Below are 24,662 nucleotides of genomic sequence, written 5' to 3'. Positions count from 1 at the left end.
ACTATATTTATATCTATGTAATATAAGTATTAAAGATTATTTTCTGTCTATTAAATAAAGTTGAGCGAAAAATTTCCATCGATTGCAAAACCTTTTTTATATTTTGGGGCCAGCATTTAACAAATCACGCTATGAATCACAATAACTCAAGACGGAGTTTCCTGAAGCAAGCTGCGCTGGCCACCCTGGCCACCGCTACACCAGGTCTGCTGATGGCTGCAGCGAAGCCGCATGTACGCAAAATAGGACCTAATGAAAAAGTCAACCTTGCCTTCATTGGCATCGGCAACAGAGGCGGAGAGATAGCCCAGGCGCTCTACAAGACCGGACTGGCAAACATTGTGGCGCTTTGTGACGTAGACATGGGCGCGCCGCATACCCTGGAGGTCATGAAGATGTTCCCTAATGTGCCTCGCTTCCAGGACTTCCGTCAGATGTTCGACAAGATGGGCAACCAGATTGATGCAGTGTCCATCGGTGTGCCTGACTTCTCACATTTCCCGATCACGATGATGGCGATAGGCCTGGGCAAACACGTGTATGTAGAAAAACCAATGGCACGCACCTTCAACGAAGTGGAACTGATGATGAAGGCCGCCCGCAAGCATCCGAAAGTAGTGACACAAATGGGCAACCAGGGGCATTCGGAAGCCAATTACTTCCAGTTTAAAGCCTGGACAGAAGCCGGTATCATCAAAGATGTAACAGCCATTACCGCCCATATGAACTCCCCACGGCGCTGGCATGGCTGGAACCCTAATATCACTTCGTTCCCGGCCGCAGAGCAGGCGCCTGCTACCCTCGACTGGAACATCTGGCAGATGGCGACACAGGGTCACTCCTATAATAAAGATTTCGTAAACGGTCAATGGCGCTGCTGGTTCGACTTCGGCATGGGCGCACTGGGCGACTGGGGCGCGCATATCATCGATACCGCCCATCAATTCCTCGATCTGGGCCTGCCCTACGAAATTGACCCGGTCAAACTCACTGGTCACAATAACTTCTTCTACCCGATGTCCTCCACACTGGCCTTCAAATTCCCGAAAAGAGGAAATATGCCCGCACTGGACATCACCTGGTATGACGGCGTGGACAACCTGCCGCCCATTCCCGCCGGATACGGCGTTTCAGGGCTCGATCCCAATATCCCACCTCCAAGCAACGGGGCTATTGCACCTGCCAAACTCAATCCCGGTAAGATCATCTACAGTAAGGAACTTACCTTTAAAGGAGGCTCTCATGGCAGTACGCTCTCCATCATTCCTGAAGAAAAAGCAAAAGCAATGGCGGACAAACTGCCGGTAGTACCCGCAAGCCCGTCCAACCACTTTAAGAACTTCCTGCTGGCATGTAAAGGTGAAGAGCAGACACGTTCGCCATTCGCCATTGCCGGTCCGCTCAGCCAGGTGTTCTGCCTCGGCGTACTGGCGCAGTGGACAGGTGAGAAACTACAGTTCGACCGGGAAAAGAAAATCATTACCAATAACAAACACGCCAACGAACTGCTGGTAGGCCCTCCACCAAGGAAAGGCTGGGAACAGTACTATAAAGTTTAAAAAGAGAGAGGACTACGGTCCTCTTTTTTTGTGCCTGGTACAAAGCAATTCACCGGAAGAGACTGGATATTAGTCAATTGAAATTTTTGTAGAAAGTGGCGGCATTTTGTATTTTTTTGTAAATTCATAACGTTAGTCCTATATCAACAGGCCTGTAAGCCCGGACGGTGGCCAAAATAACCAGCGCTGCTACTTGCCGGCAGGCTGTTTAAAAGTTAACTCTGGTGCCTGATATGCATCACTAATTGTCCCTGAATAAAACGCAAACGAAACGTAAAAGACCGGCAGTTGACCTTCAGTTTTAAAAGGATACTATCAGCATGGCAATGATATTAAGCATATCATCAATCCTCCTCAAAGTAACCCGAATTTGTATGAACACAGCGATTTCCTCGATCCTCTCCCGGTTCCACTATCCTTTTCCCATGCTCAAAAATCCATTTGCCAAAGTCATGCAGGAAATCACTGAACAGCACTGGATAGATGGAGAGTATCTGGGAATTTATCAAAACGCCCCCTCTACCAGGAAAAAGTACAAAATGACCAAGACGGCGCACATCGCCTCCCAGTGGTTTCCGACAGCCAGTGCCGAGCGGCTGAAGCCCGTGTGCAGGCTTATGTTATGGACACTTTACAATGACGACAGATGTGAGGAATGCGATCTTCAGGAATTGTACCACGTCCGTGACCAGACCCTGGAAATACTGAAAGGTACACGCAGCAGCCATGATGCAGCGATTCCTCTTGCCGGATTATTATCCATGCTGAGAGAAGAACTGGTCCGGTTTCTCCCCGAAACATCCATGGACCGGTTCATCCATGGCATTCAGCTGTACTTTGATGGTCTTCAACAGGAGCTTTATTACAAAGCCCGGAGAGAATTTCCTTCCGAAGAGCAATGTCTGGCCATCCGGGAAGATTCGCTTTGCCTGTACCCGTTCCTGGAACTGCTGGACCTTGAAACGGAAGTCGTTCTTCCTGAATTCATACATCAGCACAGTAGCATAAAACGCCTGAAAGCACTGGCCGTCCGCATGATGACCTGCTTTAACGAGGTCCAGTCCGTGCTTAAAGATGAAGCCACCGGTGCTATTTACTACAATGTTGTAAAAGCCATTCAACACAACCGCAACATCTCACTGGAAGACGCATGTCTGGAGGCGCTGCACATTCATAATGAATATCTGAGGGAATTTCAATACCTGCAGGATTTTCTACCTGACTTCGGGAGCTGGCAGGATGCGGTAGTAAACAGGATCCATTATGTCAGCATAACCTTAAACGGGTGGAAGTCTATTTCATCCCAACTCGACAGATACAACTCCCTACATGGATTTCCTGACGTCCAAACAGTAAAACAGGCTTTAGGATAATGCTATTCAGTATGCCTCAGGAACTATGTGATTAACCTGAATTTTTCCTCATTTTAAACCAATATTATTTATGAACAAGGAATTCAAAGTGCCCAAACCAGTATATCCCTGGGCAACCCTTCAAAGCCCCTTTGCCGGAACTTTTCATGAAGAAGAAAACGAGTGGTATGACAACGACTACCAATTCCTGTCAAAAGAGGCGATGGCAAGATATAGAAAGATGCGGTTATTTGATGTTGGGCCTTTTATGATACCAGCTGCCACCGAAAGAGACAGAATCCGCCATGCAACACGCTTCGCGATTTATATGACGATGACTGATGATTATGTAGAACTTTTGCCGGTAAAAGAAATTGCGGCGTTCAGGGACCGGATTTTTGAAGTCATGATGGGAGACGAGCCGCGGCCGGAAGAAAAAGGAATATTACGGCAGATGCAAACCAACAGAAAAGAGTGGATTGCGCTTGGCATGCCCGACTTCTGGCTGGAGCGGATGGCAAAGAATTATAAGTACCGCTTTGTTAACGACGGAATCATGGAAGAATCGCCCTACAAGATCAGTAAGAACATCCCTCCTATCCCTCTCTTTCATTTAATCCGTGCCAATTCAATTGGCATGATCCCATTTGCGGACCTGATCTGTCCCACAACGGGCTTTGCTTTACCAGACTTTATTTATAAGCATACCGTCATTCAGCGCATTCTTCTGATACAGGCCATTATTGTAGCGCTTCAGAATGACTTTGCCACTATCGGCAAGGAGCTTGCGATAGAATCAGAGATTTTCAACATCATCACCTTACTGCAGCACCACCATAAAATATCTTTTGATGAAGCCTGCACCGAAGGCATGAAGATCCACGATGAATTTGTAGATGAATTGGTAACGTTATCAAACCATCTGCCGGATTTCAGTCCGTATCAAAAAGAAACAGAAGAGTTTATTTACTACATCAAACAAATGATCAGTGGTTTAAATAACTGGTACTATCAAAGCGGCACGAAAAGGTATGAACCTGATGGTTTTGCTGTTCCGCCCAATGGAAAGGGCGAAACGATGGACAGAATAGAGATCAAACATTTTTAGCAGATGAAGGACTGCTTCGGTCTTTGTATGATATTAAGACACTATCTCAGGAACTGCGTAAATATGAAATTATTTTCATGATAAAGCCCGCGTCGTTGCGGGCTTTATCATGAAATATAATGGTCCTTTTATCAAGGGTTGATTTTATAAGCAGGGAACGCCAGGAAATCAGCATAAAACATACCCAGGCGCAACTTGATTCCTTCCGGAGTAATAATGTAAGGAGGCCGCCAGTTTTTATTGTTTTCATCAGGGAAGTACATAGCAAAGAAAGTACGATCTATATTGGGATCAGCATGGAAAACATGAACAGCACCCTTTACTTCTTTCGGAGGGGTTGGCACATCCCGTATCCGTGAAGGGTATGCATAAAAAGCAGTACCTGTTTTGTCCCAGATGGTTTCATCCTGCGGATATATAGAAAAAAGCACGGCAGTTCTGTTTGCCTTTTTCACGTACCTGTATACAGGGACCGTTCCTGCCTGCTGTTGGGCGAAAGCAAAAAATTCTTTTCTAAGCCCATAATATCCGGCGGTTACCTGCTTATCATACAAAGGCATGCCGGGAGCACGCGTTTGGTCAACATACAAATCATATGCCCCGCCATCTTCAGTGATGGTTAGATACACGGGAGCCAATGAAGTATTTTCAAAACCGGCCGGCGGATCAATAAGTGAAATATTCTTGCTACTGGGCAGAATAGACTGCCGGTACTCGTTCATTTTCCGTTTTAATAGTTCCTCTGGTGATACTATGGCATTTTCAACGCCATAACTGTTCGTGCTATAAATAGTCATAGGCTGCGGTGAAGACGACCTTATCCTTAGGGATATCCTTCCGGTCATTTTGTTTGCCGGTAATGTAGCGTCTATATTATCAGCAATCCCGGCAGAGGAGGTCGCGGTGTATGTTTTTGCCGGGCCAATCACCAGTGTTTCTGCAGAACTAATATATACCACATCTACAACAATCGTATTAAACATGTTATCTGGTACGTAGCTCAGATTGTATGCTGCCCTAAAATTGGTAGCCTTTGAAGGATCAACAACCAGGTTCCTATTTTGATTAGCGGGTATACTGAAGACTTGTATAAAGAACGAGGCTTTTACCTGTAAAGCCGTCACGCAGATTGCTGCAAACATTAGAAGTTTCTTCATGGCTTATTTTTTATTTTCTTCGTAATCAGTTAAAGCATCGTCGTAACTAACCACATTGATTTGGTAGATGGAAAAGAAACCATTTTTCTTATCGTAGCCTACGTCACCGTCGTTTAGCTGGTACTTGTTAACGATGAACGACCGGATAGCTTCCGCTTCAGCGTTAATTTGCGGCTTTTCAGCAGGCGGCGGCACCGGCACTTCCGTGGAGGATTTTTTACAGCCGAGCGCGCATAGCAATGCCATGGCACCGGCTATCACCGGATTCAACATTTTTGAGTGTTTCATGATGATCTCGTTTTGTTCTACATATTTAAATGCCGGAGGTAGGATGGGTTATACATGGGTTCCTGTACTACAGCGGGTAAAAAAATATCTGATAAGGCAAAAGTACCGCATGCCTGTTTTCCCGGATAGTATAAAAACGACATTTTCCTATGGCTGGCGTCTGGCACTCTGGTTTAGTTGAAAAAAAACCAAAGTATTCGTATATTAGTAAAGGTCGTTATTATTTATTGTAAATAACTATTAATCCCGTTTATGAAAGTCATTCTCCCTATTATCCTTTTTTTCCTGTTTACATCAACCGCTTATTCACAAAGCAATGTCAACAACAACAAACCTCCCGCCGAAAAAGGAAAACTAACGATATCACAACTCTGGGAAAATCGTATTAAACCGTTTATCGGCAAGGATTATTTCAAATTAACCAATGCCGATTCCATATTTAAGAATGCCGGCATAGAAATGCCCGAAGGCGTTTGTTTGATTAACCTCTGGTTCGCGAATTGTCGTCCTTGTATAACTGAATTTCCTGATCTTGTCAAACTAAGTGAAAAATACGCAGGTAAAAATTTCAGGATCGTATCGCTGACATTTGAAAATGATTCAATTATCGATACGTTCAGAAAGAAATACAATCTTCCATTTATGCCCAGACATATATCCAGGGAGGCATGTTACGAGCTCAACTTAAAAAATGGATTTCCGACTAATATTATTTTGAACACTTCCGGCATCATTGCTTATATTAGCATGGGAGGCAGCTCAAATCCTGAGACAAGTTCCCTAATTTTCGAAGAAAAATTAGTCCCTGTAATTGATAGTATCCTGAGCCATTTGTAGATATTTTTTATTCCTATTCTATTTCCGCATATGTTTTTTGATAACATAGGCACGTGCTGTAGCTCCGGATTTTCAACAACTTCTTCATCACCACTCGTCACTAACCTTACTTTTATAAAAAAATAATTCCTGTAAACAACAAAACATAAGTCTTTGCTGTTATATAGCCTATGCTACAGACGATGATAAAGAATCAATACAATCCTTATAACAATTAAATCAGATAAGTAATATATGGTTTTAGAATTGACTGATAGCAGCTTCTATGATGAAGTGCTGTTCTCTGACAAATTCTGTGTTATTGACTTCTGGTCAGAATGGTGTGGCCCTTGTGCCGCAATGCGCCCGGTCATCGAAGAGCTGGCCAATGAGTATGCCGGTAAGGTAAAGATGGGTAAAATAAATGTGGACCAGAATTTCTATCGTACTAAAGAATACAATATCACCAGCCTCCCTGTGATCATGTTCTTCAGACATGGCAAACCTGTTTACAAACACGTCGGCATAATTCCTAAAGACAAACTCGACACGGAAATCCAGGAATACCTCAAATCACCTAATAAAATCCAGGAACATCTCGAACCTCCGCGTGAACCAAGAGAATGGAGACCTCCACCACTCTTACCAGGCTGATTTTTGAACAGGAACAATTTGTTCTTAGGTCTATGTGCCTTTGCTGGTGCGTACCTTCTTAGTAATACCAGAATAAAAAAGGAAAGGAGGTAATAGCTGTTACCAGGACACGGCGATCCAATGCCAGATCAGAATTTCTGAGAAAGTTCTGACATCCCTGACCTCCCCCGAAATTTCCAATTTGCCACGCTTCATTTTTTCGGGAGGAGATCACTACTTAGTTAATCTTAACAACTCTTGATATGTCTTTTCTCCCGTCTTGATCCAACTGAAGAATGTATACACCTGCCGGATAATGACCTGTATTTATCTGTAGATGGTAGATGCCTTTTGTAGCTGTTTCGTTTTTCAGTATTATGGATTGGCCTGAAGCGACATTGATTAATTTCAATGCGATCCTTCCTGTTTTCATGGCCTCATAACGACAGTTAAGTGTTTGAGAAAAGGGGTTAGGTGAAACTGTCAGTATGATATCATTTCCCGTTAAATTGAGGTTTCCTGCGGGTACGTTCTCTTTAACAAATAATGCCTTGGCGTCCTGAGGCAGTAACTGAAGATTACCTGGCAAACAGGATGGTGGATCTACCTTGGCCAAAATCGCTTTTCCTGACGCGCCGGTTGTGGCACCGACCATCAACGCTCCCCCGTCAGATGTTCTAACTGCGCTTTGCGGAATAAAAAAGTGAGATGTGTCCTGTTGCCAGGCAACAATTTTGCCAGTACTGTCTAATTCCATAAGGTTGAGTACATCATTGCTTATGGCAGGTATTCCCAGTGCTTTGGCATATTGGTCACCCAGGAAGTCTGTGGGAACCGCAAATACCGTATTTTCCTTCCTTGGCTGAAATACAGGTTCCGTTGGGCGATCAAACAATAATAAAAGATTTCTCGTATTGGCATTTGTAGCGCTGTCTTTCCTATTCCCTGAAGTTACATTCATACCGGCAGATGAAAACGGTCCGAAAACCTTGGAAAATTGCACTGTTCCATTGGGAGTAAGTTGTATGACTCTCGCTTGAGTCTGCTGCCCGGTGTTATTCCTGGTTATACTGGTTAGCGCATAGTATTTATCACTTGTGCGGCGAATGCCTACTTTTATATCATCCCCTTCAGCTAAAAATACCTGCTCCCACTGTCGGTTCAGATTGCTATCAATTCTGGTAACAAAGGCATCTCTTCCATATATGGAACCGGAGAAAGTACTTCCGGCAATTAATAATCCTTTATCGTCCGTTTGTGCGAACTGGATTTGATCAGTTGAATAATTGCCAGTGTAATTAGCTGTTTTTAATACGTTACCTGCGCTGTTTAGCAATGTAAGCTGTAAATTGTTTACAGATGTTCCAATGACGATACAATTACTTCCATCTGATAAATTGTCTACAAATTGATTGAGTAAGTTGGTTGCCTTATTCCATAAGATATCACCGGCGCTATTAATACATATAATTTGTCCGGAAGCTGCTGCCGTTCCGAGATTATAGTTGCCGCATATGATATATTTCAGGTCTTTAGTCGCTGCTATCCCTGTGAGACTGTCTCGCCCTGAAGTTCCTATTGTTTTAACCCACTTTTTATTATTGACTGAATCGAGTTTTACTAACCAGAAGTCTAATAGCCCATGATTCTGTCCATTAATATCACCATCATTGGAAGAAGTACTTCCGGCTGCCAAAAATCCTCCATCCACTCCTTTGACAATAGCAGAGAGCCGGTCTCCTCCAGTGCCACCCAATGTTTGGGCGCCGCTCATGGAAACACCTGGCCCTGGCGGCAGCATATTAACGGCAACGGAGGTACGATTTGGGCTGACGCAACCCATTGTGTCTATGGTCTCTGCATAGAAGTTGGTGTTGGCCGTTAGTATCGTTGTGGTAAAGGTATCTTGTTCGGCTAAAGCAATCCCTGCCGTTGGTTGGTTAAACCATCGATGTATCAAGCCTTTCCTTGATGCTGTGATGAAAGTGGCCTGCGTTCCGCTACATATATCAGCAACAGGTGGTTTAACTTCTGGTGCCAGGGGAAGAGGTGCAGGACTAACACGGATCAGTGTTCTTGACAAATTAGGGCAGCTATTACGTGTTGCTTGTACATAATAGAGACTATCTCCTGTTACAGGCCCGGAGTTATAATTGATACCTGTAAATATCGGATTTCCACCTGTTGGCTGTTTATACCAGTCATATGTAACGCCATCCAGACTTTTTACTCCCAGGGCCGCTGTCGTTCCGGTACATACTTTCACCTCTGACAATAAAGCTAATGGTTGCGGAGATATCCGGTAGGCATAGTTAATGTTGATTGCATTTAATAGTTGTAACACGCCTGAATTGAGCCTCACTTCAACCTTATCAAATGGACGTGTTGGCGCCCATGTTAATAATATCTGATAGCCATTTATCAAGCGGGCCTGTAGCAATCCACTGTTAACAGGCATCCTATCCTGATTGTAAACTTCGCCGTTATAGGTAGCAACTGATATACTTCCTAACAAAGTAAGGTCCAGTAACCCAACCGGAGCGGTAAGAAATATTTTTACGCTATCACCGGTGCCGCTTTTTGTCGGGAAAATGAGCTGCTGTTGTATATAACCATCCAGCAAACCTAGTATCACATGCAATGTTGAGAATGTCGCCTGGTTATTATCGACGGCGAACTCCGGATTGTCTGCATAACACCCAACACACAGTCCACTTGTTTCTACAGTTTGATTTTTTGCAGCATCGCAGGGAACGCTCTGACCCCTGCCGGGCATGGGAAAAGATAGCAACGTTAACGCTAAAGACAGATAAATCTTGAACGGAAAACTCATAAAAGGTTATTCATAGGGGTTTAAGGTTAGAATCGCAGTTATTAACGCCTCGACTTAAAAATATTCTATTTTAGCTATAGAATATGAAGCTAAGCTGTATCGGCAGAAAGCAGATTGCAGTGATCAATTATGTTTCCTGAACTCAAGACAGGCGTACTGTACCCCCTATCGGAATGGAAGATCATATTTTTATCTACCGATCTGGTTCTAATAGCCATTTCCAGGCAGAAACAATTGTTTCACTGGCTGTCATACCTGCTATCATAAATTTAAACAGGAAGTCGTCTCTTTATTTTCGAAACGACTTCCTGTTTTTAACTACATCCATATTATTGTTGTAGCGATACCTTCCCTGAATAAACTTCTTTTCCGACGGTAATAACTTGAACAAAATACAAACCTGTAACTATTTGCTTCGAAAAACTAAAGCTATTTTTCCTTAAAGTTTCCCGTTGTATTTCTCTGCCATTTATATCTCTTACGATTACCAGGCTGCCGGTAAGATCCTTATCACCAGTGGACAGCCAGATGTTTCCATGGCTTGGGTTCGGGAATATTTGTATCTGTTTAAAAGTCATGTCTGGTGAAATGCCGTTCTTTTTTGAAAGTAACAGGACTGGTGCCGGGCAATTTTTCACGATTACTTCCACGAGTTTTCGCTGTGGATAATCACATACGTAAGCGGAAGTAACATAATATGCCGTAGTAACAGCTGGGCTCACTTTGTAGTAACTTCCGGTAAATAATAAATTGCCGGCACTGGGAGCATTATACCATCGTATTAAAGGTACATTTGTATCTGGAACATAAGCATGTAACGTAACGCTGTCGCCCTTACAGATACTGACACTGTCGGCATCAACACTAGGTAATACAGATGAAGCCCCAATAATAAATACCTGATGTACAGTATCTGATTTGCAGTTATTCAGCGGGTTTACTGCCTGTACATAGATATCTCCTTGCATAAGATACCTCTGAGGTTGCATCATTGAAGTTATTGTATCCTTGTTAATAACAACAAAGGAAGTATCCAGAAGATTAGGATTTACAGAACTTGTATATTTCACCCGTACATTATAATTAAAGCCTGCCTGATGATTTAACACGGGAAATTTGTGTACAGCGCCACACATATATCCTCCCGGAACAACATAGTTCGGATTAGGCAATTTTGTTACGATCACCTTTACCGCTTTGCGTTGTGGATATTCACAAGTAACGGCTGCTGCAGCATAATATGTGGTAGTTATAGCTGGTTTCACTGTAAAGTAGCTCCCGCTGTGTAGCAGATTGCCACCTGTAGGTGCATCATACCACCTAATGGCAGGGACGTCCGTCAGGGGTATATAGGCATGCAACGTAGCACTTTGATCATAGCAAATGACCAGACTATCAGCATCCACTGCTGGCAGTTGAGCAGCTGCGCCGAAAATAAGTGTTTTATGAATACTATCTGACTTACAACCTGTCAGAGAATTGACAGCCTGAATATATACCTCCACCTGTCGGGAGGAGTATGTATTATAGTTTGTTACAACAACGGTGTTTGAATTATTTACTACATAGGAGGTATCTTGTGTTGCACCGATAAAATCTATATATTTAACTTCTACATTATAATTAATGCCAGGTTGATAATTAGTTACCTGTATTATTTCATTACTACAAACAACTCCCTGCGAAACCGTATAAACCGGATTGGCCGGTCTTGGATTTACCTTAACCTGCACCGCTTTACGTGCGCTTATGCATCCGTTTATATTAGCTTCTGCATAATAAGTAGTAGTAGCCGCAGGTTCAACCCTGTAACTATTGCCGGTAGCTAACAAAGTTCCTCCACTGATGGCATCATACCATTTGATAGTTGCATTACTTACTCCGGTAGCGGTTAGTGTTACAAAATCTCCGGCACAGACGGCAAAGTTATCTGCGGCAACAGGTATAGGAACACTTGGTTTATGATAGGCATAATAAATCCGAAACGCATTCAGCAATCCTAGTAAATTACTACTCAGTGTTATCTTAACACGATCAAAAGCATAAGCTGGCTTAAGCATAATTTCCGCCTTTGTGTTACTTTGCAGCAGACGCAAATTACTGCTGTCTACTACCTGTATATCATTATTTGCAATAGCACCATTAAATGTTTGTACAGTAACTCCTCCGAAAAGGTTAAGTGAAAGTAAAGCATTACCGCTGCCAACGCCTATGATCAATGAGTCGCAACCCATTGTGCTTACCGCAGGGAAAATAAGTGTCTGATAAACAGTTGTCTCCAGCAAGCCAACTGTAATATTAAAGGTGGAATAATCATTAAGATTAGTATTGTTTACGGGGTTATCAGGATTAGTAACACCGCAGATTAAACAGAGCCCGGTAGTACCATTTGTTTGGCTATTGGCATAAATTTGTGCATGTAACCCGCCGGATGAGGAGTAGACAAGGGCTATAATAAGCAATACTGTCATTTTGAAGGGGTAAAATTTCGTTTTCATTATTTATGTTTTTAGTGAAAGATTAAAATACCGGCTAATTGTTGGAAGGAATGGAGATAACATTGTTGATTGATTATTATTGTCCGACTAAAATTGGGTTAAAATATACTGTATCGCTTTGCTGTCAAGTCTTACAAGTTAAAAATTGACTATTTCAGAATCATGGGGAGCTCACCTACGATCTATTACGTAGAAAAATCAAAGGATGCATTATGTGTTTTCCCCCATGCTTCACAGGTGTCTTTAATGAGCTCCAGCAGTTCCACATAACTCATCAAATGTAACCGGATCACCGTGATCATATTCGCAAATGATTTTTTAGTAGCTGCTTATAGTAGCGGTTAGCCTTGTGTTTGGGGTTAGCTACATGTATTAATGAATTAGGTATTACATCTAATATTTGTGATAGAACCGGCTGTCCGGAAAATTTTTCAACTTCGCCCATCAGGAATGTTTTTGTGAGGTAACTCTAACATAACTAATCTGGGTGGTTCTTCGGGACTGCCCTTTTTTATCTTTTTTTAAAGTACTTTGGTCGGACAATACTAATTGATTATCAAATTTAAATTTAAATACTGCAGAAAGAAAGCATATGAATGGAATCAGAAATTTATGAAATATTTTATCTGTTTGGATTTGGAAAATATTCAATGCTCTTTAGGTGTATTTGATCTAGTTATAAACAAATTATAACACTGCAGGAACATTTCAAATGTAGTTCTGTTAATTAAAAATCTAACTGCTTAATCAGTGAGATTCGGTTTATATCATGTGGAACAAACATTATTTTCGGAAGCCATCTGAATATAAACAAGACACATTCTCCTATGAAAATATTGGTCCATCCCCAAGGAATAAATTTATAATAGCGGGATTGAATATCCTTAAGTAACGAAGTTCCTCTTGATGGTCAATTTACAGCTCAAGTAAAGGGTCGATAGGATCAATCTTATTCCCTCGCAATTTATTTTATTGAGTTTATAGCCGCATGTATTTTACCCGCAGTAAAAGCAACTAATTTGTATCTGAATGAAACTGTTTATTACCATGCTCTTTTTGCAGGATATACATTTTGATCTGTAGCTATACCCATATTTACTCAGACCATAACTATGTTTAAACATCTCTTCAAATGCGGCAATAGGTTACAAGGTATTTTGTCTGTATTAGTATGCATGCTATGGCAGGCATACTCAGTTCAGGGACAAACAGTACCGTGCAATGCAGCTACTTCGCAGGCCACCAGTGTGAGCGGTTTATGTGTGGGATGTTACGTTGAGAATCCGACCTTGGCGGTAGATACAGATACTGCTACTTTTTCTACCTTAAGGGTAACGCTTGGTTTACTAGGTGGATATGTGGAACAAAAGCTAACCTTTACGACAATCAGCCAACCGGGAGACAGTGTCAGATTATTTTTGAACTTTCCGGTGGGTTTGTTAGATCTATCTTTATTAGGAAGTATCCAGGTAGCTACTTACAATGGTGATGTATATAATAATGATCGTCAGGTTATTAATGGAGAATTACTCACTATCCGGCTAATTACACAGCAGCAGGCACTGATTTCGTGGGTGCCGGTAAATCTTTTCAACAAGGTGGAAGTAAGGCTTAATAGTGGTTTGCTGCAATTGTTAAATACCGTAAATATTAATTATATCCATAAAGTAGTACCAGCTCCCACAATTACCACTACTACAAACAGCATATGTAGCGGAGAGACCATCCAGTTAAATGCTACGGTGCCACCTGGGGCCACTGTGCATTGGTACAATCAACCCAGCGGTGGCTCGGCATTGGCGACAGGCAATAATTTCAATGTTCTGGCTGTCCCTGGCAATAGTTTCTACTATGCACAAGCAGAAAGAAGTGGATGCATAAACCCACAAAGAGCTGTCGCGACTGTTTCTGGCAGAATATTACCTGCGGAACCAGTTATATTAAATCCGTCAGATAGTATTTGTAATAATACCATAGCCAGTTTCTCTGCGAGTCAATCTCCAGGTAACGTAACCAAATGGTACAACCAGACTGTTGGTGGCAACCTGCTTTTCTCCGGTCCTACTTTTACTACACCGATCCTGAATACAACAACTACCTATTATGCGGCCACACAGGATAGCACTGGCTGTATAAGTCAGCTAAGAACAAAAGTCACTGCACATGTTTTGCCACCGGGACCAGGCATATCACTGGCTGGAACCAAATCATTTGGGGGGACTGGTAAAGATATATTTAACGCAATCGTTTATACAACTGATAAAGGCTATTTTGCTGGTGGAAGTTCTACTTCCAAGGATGGAGATCTGCCCCTCAATAATAATGGAATGGATTTCTGGGCGGTGAAATTCGATAGTACCGGAAATAAAGTATGGAGTAAAACATATGGCTCCAGTACAACGGATTCTCTCACATCTGTGGCAAGTACGAGTGATGGAAAATTAATCCTCTGCGGAAATTATAATACAGGTACTGCTGCTGTTAGTGGGAAAATACTGGGGCTGGATACTAATGGGAATCAGCTTTGGAGCCAGTCAACAAAATACTATAATCAATATGCAAAAGCTTCTAACCGGGAAAAGGCGATAATCGTGATTGGGAGTGATGGAACAAAACTACAACTAACAGAATGGAGTAGTACCGGTATCTTATTGCGAAGTGCAGTATATAACGGTAGCTATACACCGGATCAACTCTCCTTTATCCGTATACCCGGTAAACATATACTGATAGCTGGCAGCGTAAACAATGGTAATTCTTATGGGAAAGACCTTTTTATATTGAATATAGACAGTAATCTTAACCGGGTATGGGAAAAGGTATTTCTGGGGCTGGGCAATGACGTGGGAGTAGATGTTACCGCTGCTCCGGATGGAAAATTTAGTATTACACACGTTACCATTACAAGTGATTCGCTACCAGCTACGATTAAAGTACTTAAGCTGAATACACAAGGAGAATTAATATTCATCAAAGAAATCAGTCCGACCAATCCGGTCCCGAAAGCTACCGGCACAGTAAAATGGTTTAGCGATGCTAAAGGATTTGGATTTATAACTCCTGATGAAGGTGGGCAGGATATGTCTGTTCACCGTTCGGAAGCAAGATTATCCGGAACCAGGCTGTCGGCATGGGAAGGCAATAGTAATCCCACGGCAAGAAGCAATACAGTACTGACAACTACCCTTTCTATAATATTGGAACTGGATGACCAGGGCAATATAGTTGCACAACAAACGATAACACCAATGATTCCTAAGGGAAGTGCACCAACCATAGACGGGGGCGTATTTGTAGCTGGTTCATCTCCGGATACAAATGGAGATGCCATTATAGCCAAGGTGGCGTCACCTTCCTGTTTGCCAGCCAGCCCACCACTGACAATAACAGATAAAACAGCTGGCACACAGTATAAGGAGATAGCTCCCAACTCTACCAAACAACCGAACGAGAAACCTGTTTTTCAGGTATTCCCCAACCCTTTCAACCAAACATTTGTCTGCCGGTTTGAAATTCTACATAAGGAATCAATACAATTACGACTAATTTCTATCAATGGGTCGAGTAATGATCTACTTAAAAACGAAGTAACATCACCTGGTATTTATAATATACAGATTGATGCCCGTGCTTATAGTAGTGGTGCTTATATCTTGCAGTTACTACAAGGGAGTAAGAAGCGGTCAATAAAACTGATTAAGTTATAATCAACTGCGGCCCGTTCGATCGTCGCGGGCCGGAGTATCATATGCCGGGGCACGTACCGGCTGCCTTTCCAGTTGGCTGACTTCCTCACGCACTAATACACGCAGCATTTGCCAAAACTGTTCCGGTTCAATCGGGAACAGCATTGGCGCAGCTGCCTTCACATTTCTTTCTCTCTTATCCATATTATACCGATTTAGAAAGCAAATATGGTTGTTCAGGAAAAAGAAAACAGACTAAGTATACTTGTTTGGCGGAAAAAGGAAGGGGTTAGCCGTATGTTTTCGTTATGGTCTTTGAAACTGCTGTTCCAACAGCTTTAGCTTACACTTTTCTTGCCATGCCCGTTCACGGCCTTCATATATTGCTATTACCGTTTCAGGTTTTGGCAAGAACTCAATGGTAAAGATGGGTCGGTAAAGCAAGAAGTACAATGGTATATATGCGCCCATCCCCAACATTACTTCAGCAGGCACATGTCCTACATTCCATTGACCACCGTAAAGTAAAACAACAACATCGGCTAAAACAAACAAAAGGGAATAATGACATAGCGCATTACACCAATACTCATTAGTCAACTGGCGACGTGTTGCCTGTGCCGGCCAACTGGCGTAAATATCACGCTGTTCTTTACGGGTTTTACTAAAGCGGGAATAAATGTAGCTGTAATTAATGTACTCCACGAAGAATGTTTATTAACTAAGAACACGTCCGGTGTGGTGTCTGTTTTATCAGAATGCTATTGGAAACGAAGGCAAGTAGTTTATATGAAATTAATTGCTGATTCGCAGGATTGTTTCTTCATTCGATAGCCGGACTGTGCTTATACTTCCATCGTGCGCCCATAATTTTGGTTGAAGATTGTATTAGCCCGACTACGCGATTGGACGGACTAGTTTGGAATTTTTTAACCCTTCAACCTAACCACATGAAAACTACCTGTATTCCAAGCGTCAGGATCAGCCTGTATTGGTGTGCTTTATGCCTGGTCTTTTTTCCCTCCGTTTGCTATGGTCAGCAGGTGCCTTGTGAGGCCGTAGTGTCTCAAACTACCGAGACCAACGGCATCTGTATCGGTTGTTATACCGATAATCCCGGACTGTCTTCGGATAATGACATCCAGACGTATGCTACGCTGCATGTGATACTAGGACTATTAGGAGGATATACTCAGCAGCAACTGGTTTTTCCGTCGGTGAGCAAGCCGGGGGATTCTATCAGAGTGATGCTCACTTACCCCGTTGGCTTGCTGGACATTTCGCTGCTGGGGGGGTGTACAGGTGGCTACTTATAATGGCAATGTTGACAACAACGACCTACAATCCGTTATTGCTGCGCCTGTTCAACTGCGTTTGCTCAACAGCAACCAAGTGATGGTAACCTGGGCGCCGCAGCGATTGTTTGATCGTGTTATTGTGCGGCTTAATTCGGGGCTGTTGCAGGCCCTGAATGCCATTGGGATAAACTATGCCTACCGTGTTGTACCGCAACCGCATCTATCAAATACAAATGTTAATGTATGTAAGGGGAAAACGACGACGCTTAGAGCAGATAGTCTTCCGGGCGTGTCTTACTCCTGGTATAAACAGCCATCCGGTGGGACGCCGATATATATCGGTTCTTCGTATACAACGGGTGGTATACTTTCAGACAGCATTTATTACGTGCAAGCTGTTCGCAATGGCTGCGCAAATCCCCAAAGATCGGCAGTAACAATCAGATCATTACCGCTACCGGATGTACCTGTTGTAATGCCAGATAGCCTGGGTGTATGCAGGAATGAGTCAGGGATATTTACTGCCGTAAAGTTAGCCGGGATTACACACAGATGGTATAGTCAATCTGTTGGTGGTACATTGTTATCTGCAGGTGATACTTTCACCACTCAGTCATTGACCCTTCCTCAAAATTATTATGCAGCATCTGTTGATACAAATGGCTGTGTGAGTGCAGACCGTGCGCAGGCGTCTGTGGTGATCCTGCCACCGGGGCCGGGAGTTTCCATGGGAAGCCGCGCCACCCTGGGCGGTACAGGCGGAGATGCATTTGTTGCTGTGATCAATACGCCTGACCGGGGGTATTTTGCGGTAGGCAACAGTGCTTCGAACGACGGCGACCTGGCTGGCCAGAATCATGGCTCTACAGACTTCTGGGCATTGAGACTGGATAGTAACAATAATAAGCTATGGAGCAAAGCGATAGGTACCAGTGGAAAGGATAGTGTAACCGGAGTAGTGGGCATCAAAGAGGGTAAGTTTATTATTTCCGGTGTGTATAACACGCAGTCGCCATCAGCTTCAGGTCAGTTAGTATGTATTGACAAGTCGGGCAATACGCTCTGGACCAAACAAATAACAGTACAGAACCCGGCACTGGGACTTTTTCCGAAAGACAGCAATGTGATTGTTGCCGGAACGGTAGGGGGCGCGTTGCAACTGATGATTGTGAATGCATCAGGTATTGTACAAAAGACAGTGACGTATAATGGAAATTACGCTGTTGACAGAATTTCCATTGTCCCCGCAGCAGATAAAGGATTGCTGATAGCTGGAACTACAGTTTCGGGTGGTACTTACAAGAGAGATATGTTTGTAGATAAAATAGATAGTAACCTGAACCGGCAGTGGGAAAAAGTATTTCTGGGAACAGGTGATGATGTGAAGGCCGGCATATTCACCGCCGGCGCGGATCATTTTATGCTTAACTGTATTACTCTCGCGGACACTACGAGCGGTACTACTGTTAAGATACTACGGATTAATGCTGATGGCGTTCCTGATTACATAAAGGTACTCGGACCGTTGACTCTTCCTTTAAGCAGAAGCGCAAGGGCGGCAGCAACAGGAAGCAGTAAAGTGGCGGTGGCGGGTAAAGTAATATGCCCACCTGTATGCCGGATATCTTGTCCATTTGGAAATACCAGAGATGATAACGGCTGTGACTTATGTATGTGTGAACCACCTCCTGGAAATAACATGGCTAAATCAAAAAATGTTGCAGATATACATTCAGACAGTAATGATCTTTTATGGGTGCTTGATGTGGACGCGGTTAACACGTCAGGAAGAGGGGCTAATGATGTACTGTATCTGATGAGATTCGACAGCACCGGTAATATTGTTGCGCTGCAAACTGACAGCACTAACGCCATCATTCCGGCGGCGATCACCAACGGCAGAAACGGAGGTGCACTGATGTTGGGTGCTTCAAGTGACTCCCTGTCAAAGGCTACTATTGTAAAAATAGATCCGCCATCATGTCCACCATTGGTGCCGCCGGTATTGCCGGTCGTCGCAGCGTCGCTGGTACATGATCAGCAATTAATAGCTTACAAAGAGATGGCGGGGGATGCTGCATATCAAACGCAAACACCATTACTGGAAGCATTCCCCAACCCTTTTTCTGAAACGTTCACCTGCCGTTATATAGTGCAGCATGCGGGTAGGATCGTGCTGAGATTAACGCATGCGGACGCCCGGCGCGATGTGATATTGAAAGATGAACAGGCAACTCCGGGGGTGTATAGTGTCAGAATTAATACCAGTGGTTATCAAGCGGGTATATATATTCTCACGTTAAGGCAGGGAAAAAACAAGCAGATACAGAAGATAATAAAGTTATGAGGTTAACGGCCAGTTATCATGCTGTACATTTTCAATTCCTTCGAATGGTACTGCGCGTTTTTTAATTGTATCGTCCGTTAATTAATCGCGGATCGTTTATGCGGGGGCTGCATAAACAATTTTTGAGGGCAATAAATAAAAGCATTACTTCAAGTAAATGCTCCTTTCATTGACTTCCCTCCCTAAACTAAATTTATGCCTAGCTATATACCAGCTATTGAACGTGTAAATTCTAATCCGTATATTAGGTATCTTAGTAAAAGCTGATTAACCTGTATAAAGTACGGGAAAGAAATCGGGGTTATATAGAAGGAATTCGACTAAACACTCAACTAAAAAACAAAACCCCACGCCATGCGCGGGGTTTATAACTTTGGTATCCTTTTAGTATCCTTCACCCATCCTTTACACATCCCTCATTCAGCGATGTATCAGCACCCTTATAAACCAGTACTATCTTCACATTTCCATAATTCTCCAACGCGGAACATTTTTTCTCCGGCTTCGTATATGGATTGGCGAATGAATTCGTCAACTTTGAACTGTTAACCGCTGAATATTACGGGAGCGTACGGCCCGAAGCTGTTCAGCCATTTTTTCAACTTAAATACCACCGTAAAAGAGCTGGTACTATAGCGGCCTCTTAGACGATCCCCGGGACATTTACTATGTTCCCGGGGATTTTTATTTGTTATAGTTGGCAGGTGTGGAACCTGTGAAACTTTTAAATGCGCGGATAAAACCAGATACTGTATCATATCCTACTTCGTAGGCCACATCGCGAATATTGACCTGCTGCAACAACAGACATTTCGCGCGCTCCATCCTGGCCTGCAACAGCCATTCATGCATACTAACGCCAAAATACAATCGAAAACCTTCCGTCAATTTCCGGGGATGCAGATGGACTAGTCTTGCCACCTCTTCCAACGATATCTGTTGATGTAGGTTATTGGCCAACTTGTCACTCACTTCCTGTAATGATTGTAAATCATCCGGTGAGAAATGAAACTTGGTGGTGACCAATTTCTGTGTATCACTGAGGGTGTCCAGGTACAACAGCAATAAGTCATATATCCGGGCGCGCAGGAAAATATCCCTCTTTGCATCGTCCAGCTTACAGGCGTGTATGCTTTCCAGTACGGCTTTCACTTTTGGTGTGATAGCTGCTGCATTTTGCTGCAGCCCTCTCCTGCTGTTTCGTAGCACATTGCTCAACACTTGTTGCACCGGTTCATCGTTCGCACCTTCAATGTGTTCAGTCTGCAGATTTACCTGAAAGATGATGGTTTCACCGGCAGGAATATCTGCCAGGTAGGTACCGGCCGGAATATAATAAAGGTGATACAGTCCTCCCTGTATCTGCGTTTTACCGACACCGTTCAACACAAAGCTCAGCTCTCCCCGTAGGGCGTAGCTTAAGGTAATCATCGGCTCGTGGATGACGACCTGCAAACGGATAGGTTGGACCATCCTGAAGATGTGCCGGTAAATGGTGTACGTGGTTGCTTCTGCGTGTTGCTGGTGTATTACTCCGAAAGGCCCCTGAATGGTTGTTGTTTCTGCAAATGGTAAAAGATCTGGTTTTTCATCTGATGGTGTACAGGTAGCAACAGTAGTATGCTTTTGTAGGTTTTTCGGCAATATGAACTCCATGATTTCGGGTTATCAACGTGATCGAGAGGGCAATTCATATGACAGCTACAATACTAATCTACGTATTTTTTGTGAAACTCACTGCGGCATATATGCATCCTATCTGAAATTATTTATTTAACTTCCACATCCTAAAAATTTTAATCCATGGGAAAATTTGTTGTCACCTAAAGTACCAACGGAGAATTCCGTTTTAAACTGAAAGCTGCTAATGGCGAAGTTATTCTCGTCAGCGAAGGTTACACTACAAAAGCTAATTGCGAAAACGGTATTGCATCTGTCATTACCAATTCCCAACACGACGAACGGTTTGAGAGGAAGAATTCTTCCAACGGCAAACACTATTTTAACCTGAAGGCCGCCAATGGCCAGATCATTGGCACCAGTGAGATGTATGAAAGTACATCCGGCCGCGACAATGGCATTGAACCTGTAAAGAAAAACGCAGCTGTGGCTTCTACGGAAGATCAGACTGCGTAAGCGGAGTTTTTGCTCATGGCCGGATGAAGGTCCGGTCATGGGTTTTACCCCCCAATTTATTGAAGAGAGTTTTTTATCTGTAGCTTTTCTTTAGCATCAAATGCTTCTATAACCGCGATTACATGTTCTCTATGGGCAGGAGAAAGTCCTTCTAATTTTGATATCTGGCTTATCACATGAGGGCTTACTTCTAGTTTTTCTAACGGGTTGATATCCCTTACGAGATAATCAAGAGAGGTACCCAGGAGATGTTCTCCGGTGCTAAAAACAAATCTATCGACGACCTGCTCACAGAAATACCGGGCGCGGAAAAGGTGGAGCAAATGACGCGGGAATAGCAAAACAGGGGGGCGAAGTTTGCGGAGGGGAAAAAGAATACGCCATAAAGAGCAGACAAAAATGGAAGCGACCGGCGCTAATCTTTGTATGTCCTTTATGGCGGTTTAACGTAGCGTATTATATCCCGGTTATTCGGACCGCAGGCTCTTTAAGGGATTGGTTAGGGCAGCTTTAACAGACTGGAAGCTGACGGTTATCAGCGCGATCATCATGGCGATGACACCTGCCAGCACGAAGAGCCACCAGCTGAGTGAAATGCGGTAGGCAAAGCTCTGCAGCCATTTATTCATGATCCACCAGCCAAGGGGTGCTGCGATCAGAAAGGCGATAAGCACCAGCCTCAGAAAATCCTTTGACAGCAGTGCCACAATGCTTTCCACGCTTGCGCCCAGCACCTTCCGGACCCCTATCTCCTTGATGCGTTGTTCCGCAATGTACGCCGCCAGTCCAAATATACCCAGGCAGGCTATAAATATGGCAAGTCCTGAGAAAAGCAGTGCAATCCTGCCTACTCTCCTTTCCGCGTCGTACATTGCATTAAAAGATTCATCCAGGAACCGGTAACTGAAAGGCACTTCCGGTGCAATGCTCTTCCATAGTTCCCTGACTTCGTTCACCAGGTCGTTCAGCCGGGTGGTATTTACACGGAAAGCCGCCAACCCCGTACTTCTGTCAAGGAAGAAACACAGCGGGCCCACCTTCTCACGCAGGCTTTCGTAATTGAAATTCTTAACCACCCCGATAATAGTACGCGGAATTGTTTTGGTATCCTGCCACTGATAGATCGTTTTGCCTACCGGATCGTCCAGCCCCCATAACTTGGCAGCTGTTTCATTGATAATCACCGCGGAGGAGTCGCTGCCAAAATCGCGTGAAAAGTTACGGCCTTTCATTATTTTCATTCCCAGCGTTCCTATATAGTCATAGTCAATCCGCCATGTCTGTATATTGATACTGCTCTTCGCCGTCACCACCGCTTCCGTGGAAATGACGGTATTACTGCGGTCAGTATTGGATACCGGCAGCGAAGAGCTCAGCGTTCCGCTGCTGACGCCCGACAGTTTCACTACGCGGTCTTTAAAAGCATCTGCTTTATTGCCCAGCGCCCAGGTGCCGTTAATGATCAGCACCTGGTCTTTGTTAAAGCCGATGTTCTTGCTTTGTATGTAGTGCAGCTGGCGATACACCACCAGCGTTCCGATGATCAGCACAATGGAAGTAAAAAACTGAAACACGACCAACACATTCCGCAGTCCGCCGGACTTGCTGTTCAGTTTAAACTTCCCTTTCAGCGTTTCAATGGGTCTAAAAGCTGAAAGGAAGAAAGCCGGGTAACTGCCCGCCAGTAGTCCAACCACAAAAGGCAATATAATCAGTACCGGCAGGATGTAGGGTGAAAGAAAGGCTTTGACGCCAATTAGTTTTCCTGTCAACTCATTAAACATAGGCAGCACCACGGCAGCCAGCGCTACGGCCAGCAGCATGGATAACAATACAATCAGGATAGACTCGGTCAGAAACTGAAAGATCAGGTCTTTTCTCTCGGTGCCCAGTACTTTCCTGATAGCCACTTCTCTGGCCCTGTTTGCAGAACGGGCCGTTGTCAGGTTCATGAAGTTTACACAGGCTATCAGCAATATAAACAGTGCCACCGCAGAGAAAATGTACACATACTGAATACTTCCCGGCGGCCGCAGCTCCTCCTCAAGGTTAGAGTACAGGTGTATCCTGGTAAGCGGCATCAGCCAGTAGTTGACCTTGTTGCCGGCATTGATAAACTCTTCCATGGTGGTTACGTGCATCCGTTCCTGTATATGCGGCAGCAGGTACTTACGAACGTATTCGGGAAATTTCTTCTCCACAGTGGCCGGCCTCACGTGTTTGCCCAGTACCAGGTAGGTATAAAAATTATGGCTTCCTACCTGTCCCCAGTCATAATGAAGGCTGCTCATGGAGAACAAAAGGTCGTAACGGAAATGCGAATTTTCCGGCATATCCTCTATGACGGCTGTGACCCTGTAGGGTACAACCCCATCGCCCTCCTGTACTTCCAGTGTTTTGCCAACCGCCTGGAGCATACCAAAATATTTCTTTGCCAACGAAGCGGAAATGACAACCGTATTGGGCTCTGCAAGAGCTGTGTTTCCGTTTCCTTCTATCACATGGAAACTGAATACGTCAAAAAAAGTGGAGTCTGCGTTAGCCGCGCGGGTTTCTGTAATAAACTCATTCCCTTTCTTTACCAGCCGGCTGCCATTATGCGTATAAATGCGTGTATACTGTTCTATTTCAGGATAATCTTTTTTCAGTAATCCTCCCATAGCGTCTGGTGAGTTGGGCATGGTACGGTCTACACCGCCCATCCGCATGTCCAGGTGAATACGGTAGATACGGTCCGCTTTTTTATGAAAGCGGTCATAACTCAGCTCATCGATAACATACAGGGAGATCAGCAGGAAACAGCAAAGGCCCGTAGCCAGGCCGGCGATGTTGATAGCAGTGAATCCCCGCTTACGTAATAGGTTTCTGCGGGCAATAGCAAGATAATTCCGAATCATAGTTTTAAGAGTATAAAGGGCGTGCCAATACCTTAGCGCATTGGAAAACAGTAC

17 protein-coding genes and 1 pseudogene are annotated in these 24,662 nt (G+C 43.8%); 10 read left to right on the top strand and 8 right to left on the bottom strand.

The window, feature by feature from the left end; translation table 11 throughout:
- Positions 1–131: 131 nt before the first annotated feature.
- The 3 genes from ACTJJS_RS26330 to ACTJJS_RS26320 all read left to right on the top strand — a co-directional run bounded on the left by ACTJJS_RS26330 (position 132) and on the right by ACTJJS_RS26320 (position 4,019).
- Entirely contained in the window at positions 132–1,559 is a 1,428-nt protein-coding gene (locus tag ACTJJS_RS26330) for a Gfo/Idh/MocA family oxidoreductase (protein ID WP_440666312.1), read from the top strand.
- A gap of 374 nt (positions 1,560–1,933) precedes the next feature.
- Positions 1,934–2,932 carry a terpene synthase family protein gene (locus ACTJJS_RS26325; protein ID WP_440666310.1) on the top strand — a complete coding sequence of 333 codons (999 nt, stop codon included), beginning with the start codon at positions 1,934–1,936 and terminating at the stop codon, positions 2,930–2,932.
- A 70-nt stretch (positions 2,933–3,002) separates the two neighbouring features.
- Positions 3,003–4,019 (top strand): terpene synthase family protein, encoded by a 1,017-nt coding sequence (locus ACTJJS_RS26320; protein ID WP_440666308.1) that lies wholly within the window; start codon positions 3,003–3,005, stop codon positions 4,017–4,019.
- Between the two features lie 131 nt (positions 4,020–4,150).
- Here the strand turns inward: ACTJJS_RS26320 and ACTJJS_RS26315 are convergent, their stop codons facing one another.
- Positions 4,151–5,176, bottom strand: a complete 1,026-nt coding sequence (locus ACTJJS_RS26315; protein ID WP_440666306.1) for a hypothetical protein — start codon at positions 5,174–5,176, stop codon at positions 4,151–4,153.
- A 3-nt stretch (positions 5,177–5,179) separates the two neighbouring features.
- Positions 5,180–5,464 (bottom strand): hypothetical protein, encoded by a 285-nt coding sequence (locus ACTJJS_RS26310; RefSeq protein ID WP_440666305.1) that lies wholly within the window; start codon positions 5,462–5,464, stop codon positions 5,180–5,182.
- A 252-nt stretch (positions 5,465–5,716) separates the two neighbouring features.
- On the opposite strand from ACTJJS_RS26310, the gene ACTJJS_RS26305 reads away from it, so the two are divergent.
- Positions 5,717–6,301, top strand: a complete 585-nt coding sequence (locus ACTJJS_RS26305) for a peroxiredoxin family protein (RefSeq protein ID WP_440666303.1) — start codon at positions 5,717–5,719, stop codon at positions 6,299–6,301.
- Positions 6,302–6,535: 234 nt separating this feature from the next.
- Entirely contained in the window at positions 6,536–6,934 is a 399-nt protein-coding gene (trxA, locus tag ACTJJS_RS26300; RefSeq protein ID WP_440666301.1) for a thioredoxin, read from the top strand.
- A gap of 217 nt (positions 6,935–7,151) precedes the next feature.
- On the opposite strand, the gene ACTJJS_RS26295 is transcribed toward trxA, so the two are convergent.
- Both ACTJJS_RS26295 and ACTJJS_RS26290 read right to left on the bottom strand, forming a co-directional pair.
- The gene (locus ACTJJS_RS26295; protein WP_440666300.1) at positions 7,152–9,746 is read right to left on the bottom strand and encodes a T9SS type A sorting domain-containing protein; all 2,595 of its coding nucleotides are present in this window, start codon (positions 9,744–9,746) and stop codon (positions 7,152–7,154) included.
- A 329-nt stretch (positions 9,747–10,075) separates the two neighbouring features.
- On the bottom strand, positions 10,076–12,244 hold the full coding sequence (locus ACTJJS_RS26290; RefSeq protein WP_440666298.1) for a T9SS type A sorting domain-containing protein: 2,169 nt from the start codon (positions 12,242–12,244) through the stop codon (positions 10,076–10,078).
- 1,112 nt (positions 12,245–13,356) lie between these two features.
- Here ACTJJS_RS26290 and ACTJJS_RS26285 point away from each other — a divergent pair.
- Positions 13,357–15,951 carry a cold shock domain-containing protein gene (locus tag ACTJJS_RS26285; protein ID WP_440666296.1) on the top strand — a complete coding sequence of 865 codons (2,595 nt, stop codon included), beginning with the start codon at positions 13,357–13,359 and terminating at the stop codon, positions 15,949–15,951.
- Here the strand turns inward: ACTJJS_RS26285 and ACTJJS_RS26280 are convergent, their stop codons facing one another.
- On the bottom strand, positions 15,952–16,134 hold the full coding sequence (locus ACTJJS_RS26280; protein ID WP_440666294.1) for a hypothetical protein: 183 nt from the start codon (positions 16,132–16,134) through the stop codon (positions 15,952–15,954).
- 102 nt (positions 16,135–16,236) lie between these two features.
- Entirely contained in the window at positions 16,237–16,635 is a 399-nt protein-coding gene (locus ACTJJS_RS26275; protein WP_440666292.1) for a hypothetical protein, read from the bottom strand.
- Positions 16,636–16,880: 245 nt separating this feature from the next.
- On the opposite strand from ACTJJS_RS26275, the gene ACTJJS_RS26270 reads away from it, so the two are divergent.
- Together ACTJJS_RS26270 and ACTJJS_RS26265 are read left to right on the top strand one after the other, a co-directional pair.
- On the top strand, positions 16,881–17,246 hold the full coding sequence (locus ACTJJS_RS26270) for a hypothetical protein (protein ID WP_440666290.1): 366 nt from the start codon (positions 16,881–16,883) through the stop codon (positions 17,244–17,246).
- Positions 17,233–19,575 carry a T9SS type A sorting domain-containing protein gene (locus ACTJJS_RS26265; RefSeq protein WP_440666289.1) on the top strand — a complete coding sequence of 781 codons (2,343 nt, stop codon included), beginning with the start codon at positions 17,233–17,235 and terminating at the stop codon, positions 19,573–19,575. Before ACTJJS_RS26270 ends, ACTJJS_RS26265 begins: the two co-directional genes overlap by 14 nt.
- A gap of 684 nt (positions 19,576–20,259) precedes the next feature.
- Here ACTJJS_RS26265 and ACTJJS_RS26260 read toward each other — a convergent pair.
- Positions 20,260–21,231, bottom strand: a complete 972-nt coding sequence (locus ACTJJS_RS26260) for a helix-turn-helix transcriptional regulator (protein ID WP_440666288.1) — start codon at positions 21,229–21,231, stop codon at positions 20,260–20,262.
- Between the two features lie 186 nt (positions 21,232–21,417).
- On the opposite strand from ACTJJS_RS26260, the pseudogene ACTJJS_RS26255 reads away from it, so the two are divergent.
- Both ACTJJS_RS26255 and ACTJJS_RS26250 read left to right on the top strand, forming a co-directional pair.
- Positions 21,418–21,534, top strand: a pseudogene (locus ACTJJS_RS26255) (YegP family protein); the annotation flags it as partial.
- Positions 21,514–21,711, top strand: coding sequence for a YegP family protein (locus ACTJJS_RS26250; protein WP_440666898.1), 198 nt, complete (start codon positions 21,514–21,516; stop codon positions 21,709–21,711). The pseudogene ACTJJS_RS26255 and the gene ACTJJS_RS26250, both read left to right, overlap by 21 nt.
- Positions 21,712–22,178: 467 nt before the next feature.
- Here the strand turns inward: ACTJJS_RS26250 and ACTJJS_RS26245 are convergent, their stop codons facing one another.
- Positions 22,179–24,608 (bottom strand): ABC transporter permease, encoded by a 2,430-nt coding sequence (locus tag ACTJJS_RS26245; RefSeq protein WP_440666286.1) that lies wholly within the window; start codon positions 24,606–24,608, stop codon positions 22,179–22,181.
- Between the last annotated feature and the right edge of the window lie 54 nt (positions 24,609–24,662).

This window comes from Chitinophaga sp. 22308 (genome assembly GCF_052045305.1).
Taxonomy (GTDB): Bacteria; Bacteroidota; Bacteroidia; order Chitinophagales; family Chitinophagaceae; genus Chitinophaga; species Chitinophaga varians_A.
This window is presented reverse-complemented; position numbering and strand designations above follow the sequence as displayed.

Coding starts and splice junctions, on each gene's coding strand:
- ACTJJS_RS26330 (WP_440666312.1), top strand. CDS start 132: ATGAATCACAATAACTCAAGACGGAGTTTCCTGAAGCAAGCTGCGCTG.
- ACTJJS_RS26325 (WP_440666310.1), top strand. CDS start 1,934: ATGAACACAGCGATTTCCTCGATCCTCTCCCGGTTCCACTATCCTTTT.
- ACTJJS_RS26320 (WP_440666308.1), top strand. CDS start 3,003: ATGAACAAGGAATTCAAAGTGCCCAAACCAGTATATCCCTGGGCAACC.
- ACTJJS_RS26315 (WP_440666306.1), bottom strand. CDS start 5,176: ATGAAGAAACTTCTAATGTTTGCAGCAATCTGCGTGACGGCTTTACAG.
- ACTJJS_RS26310 (WP_440666305.1), bottom strand. CDS start 5,464: ATGAAACACTCAAAAATGTTGAATCCGGTGATAGCCGGTGCCATGGCA.
- ACTJJS_RS26305 (WP_440666303.1), top strand. CDS start 5,717: ATGAAAGTCATTCTCCCTATTATCCTTTTTTTCCTGTTTACATCAACC.
- trxA (WP_440666301.1), top strand. CDS start 6,536: ATGGTTTTAGAATTGACTGATAGCAGCTTCTATGATGAAGTGCTGTTC.
- ACTJJS_RS26295 (WP_440666300.1), bottom strand. CDS start 9,746: ATGAGTTTTCCGTTCAAGATTTATCTGTCTTTAGCGTTAACGTTGCTA.
- ACTJJS_RS26290 (WP_440666298.1), bottom strand. CDS start 12,244: ATGAAAACGAAATTTTACCCCTTCAAAATGACAGTATTGCTTATTATA.
- ACTJJS_RS26285 (WP_440666296.1), top strand. CDS start 13,357: ATGTTTAAACATCTCTTCAAATGCGGCAATAGGTTACAAGGTATTTTG.
- ACTJJS_RS26280 (WP_440666294.1), bottom strand. CDS start 16,134: ATGGATAAGAGAGAAAGAAATGTGAAGGCAGCTGCGCCAATGCTGTTC.
- ACTJJS_RS26270 (WP_440666290.1), top strand. CDS start 16,881: ATGAAAACTACCTGTATTCCAAGCGTCAGGATCAGCCTGTATTGGTGT.
- ACTJJS_RS26260 (WP_440666288.1), bottom strand. CDS start 21,231: ATGGAGTTCATATTGCCGAAAAACCTACAAAAGCATACTACTGTTGCT.
- ACTJJS_RS26245 (WP_440666286.1), bottom strand. CDS start 24,608: ATGATTCGGAATTATCTTGCTATTGCCCGCAGAAACCTATTACGTAAG.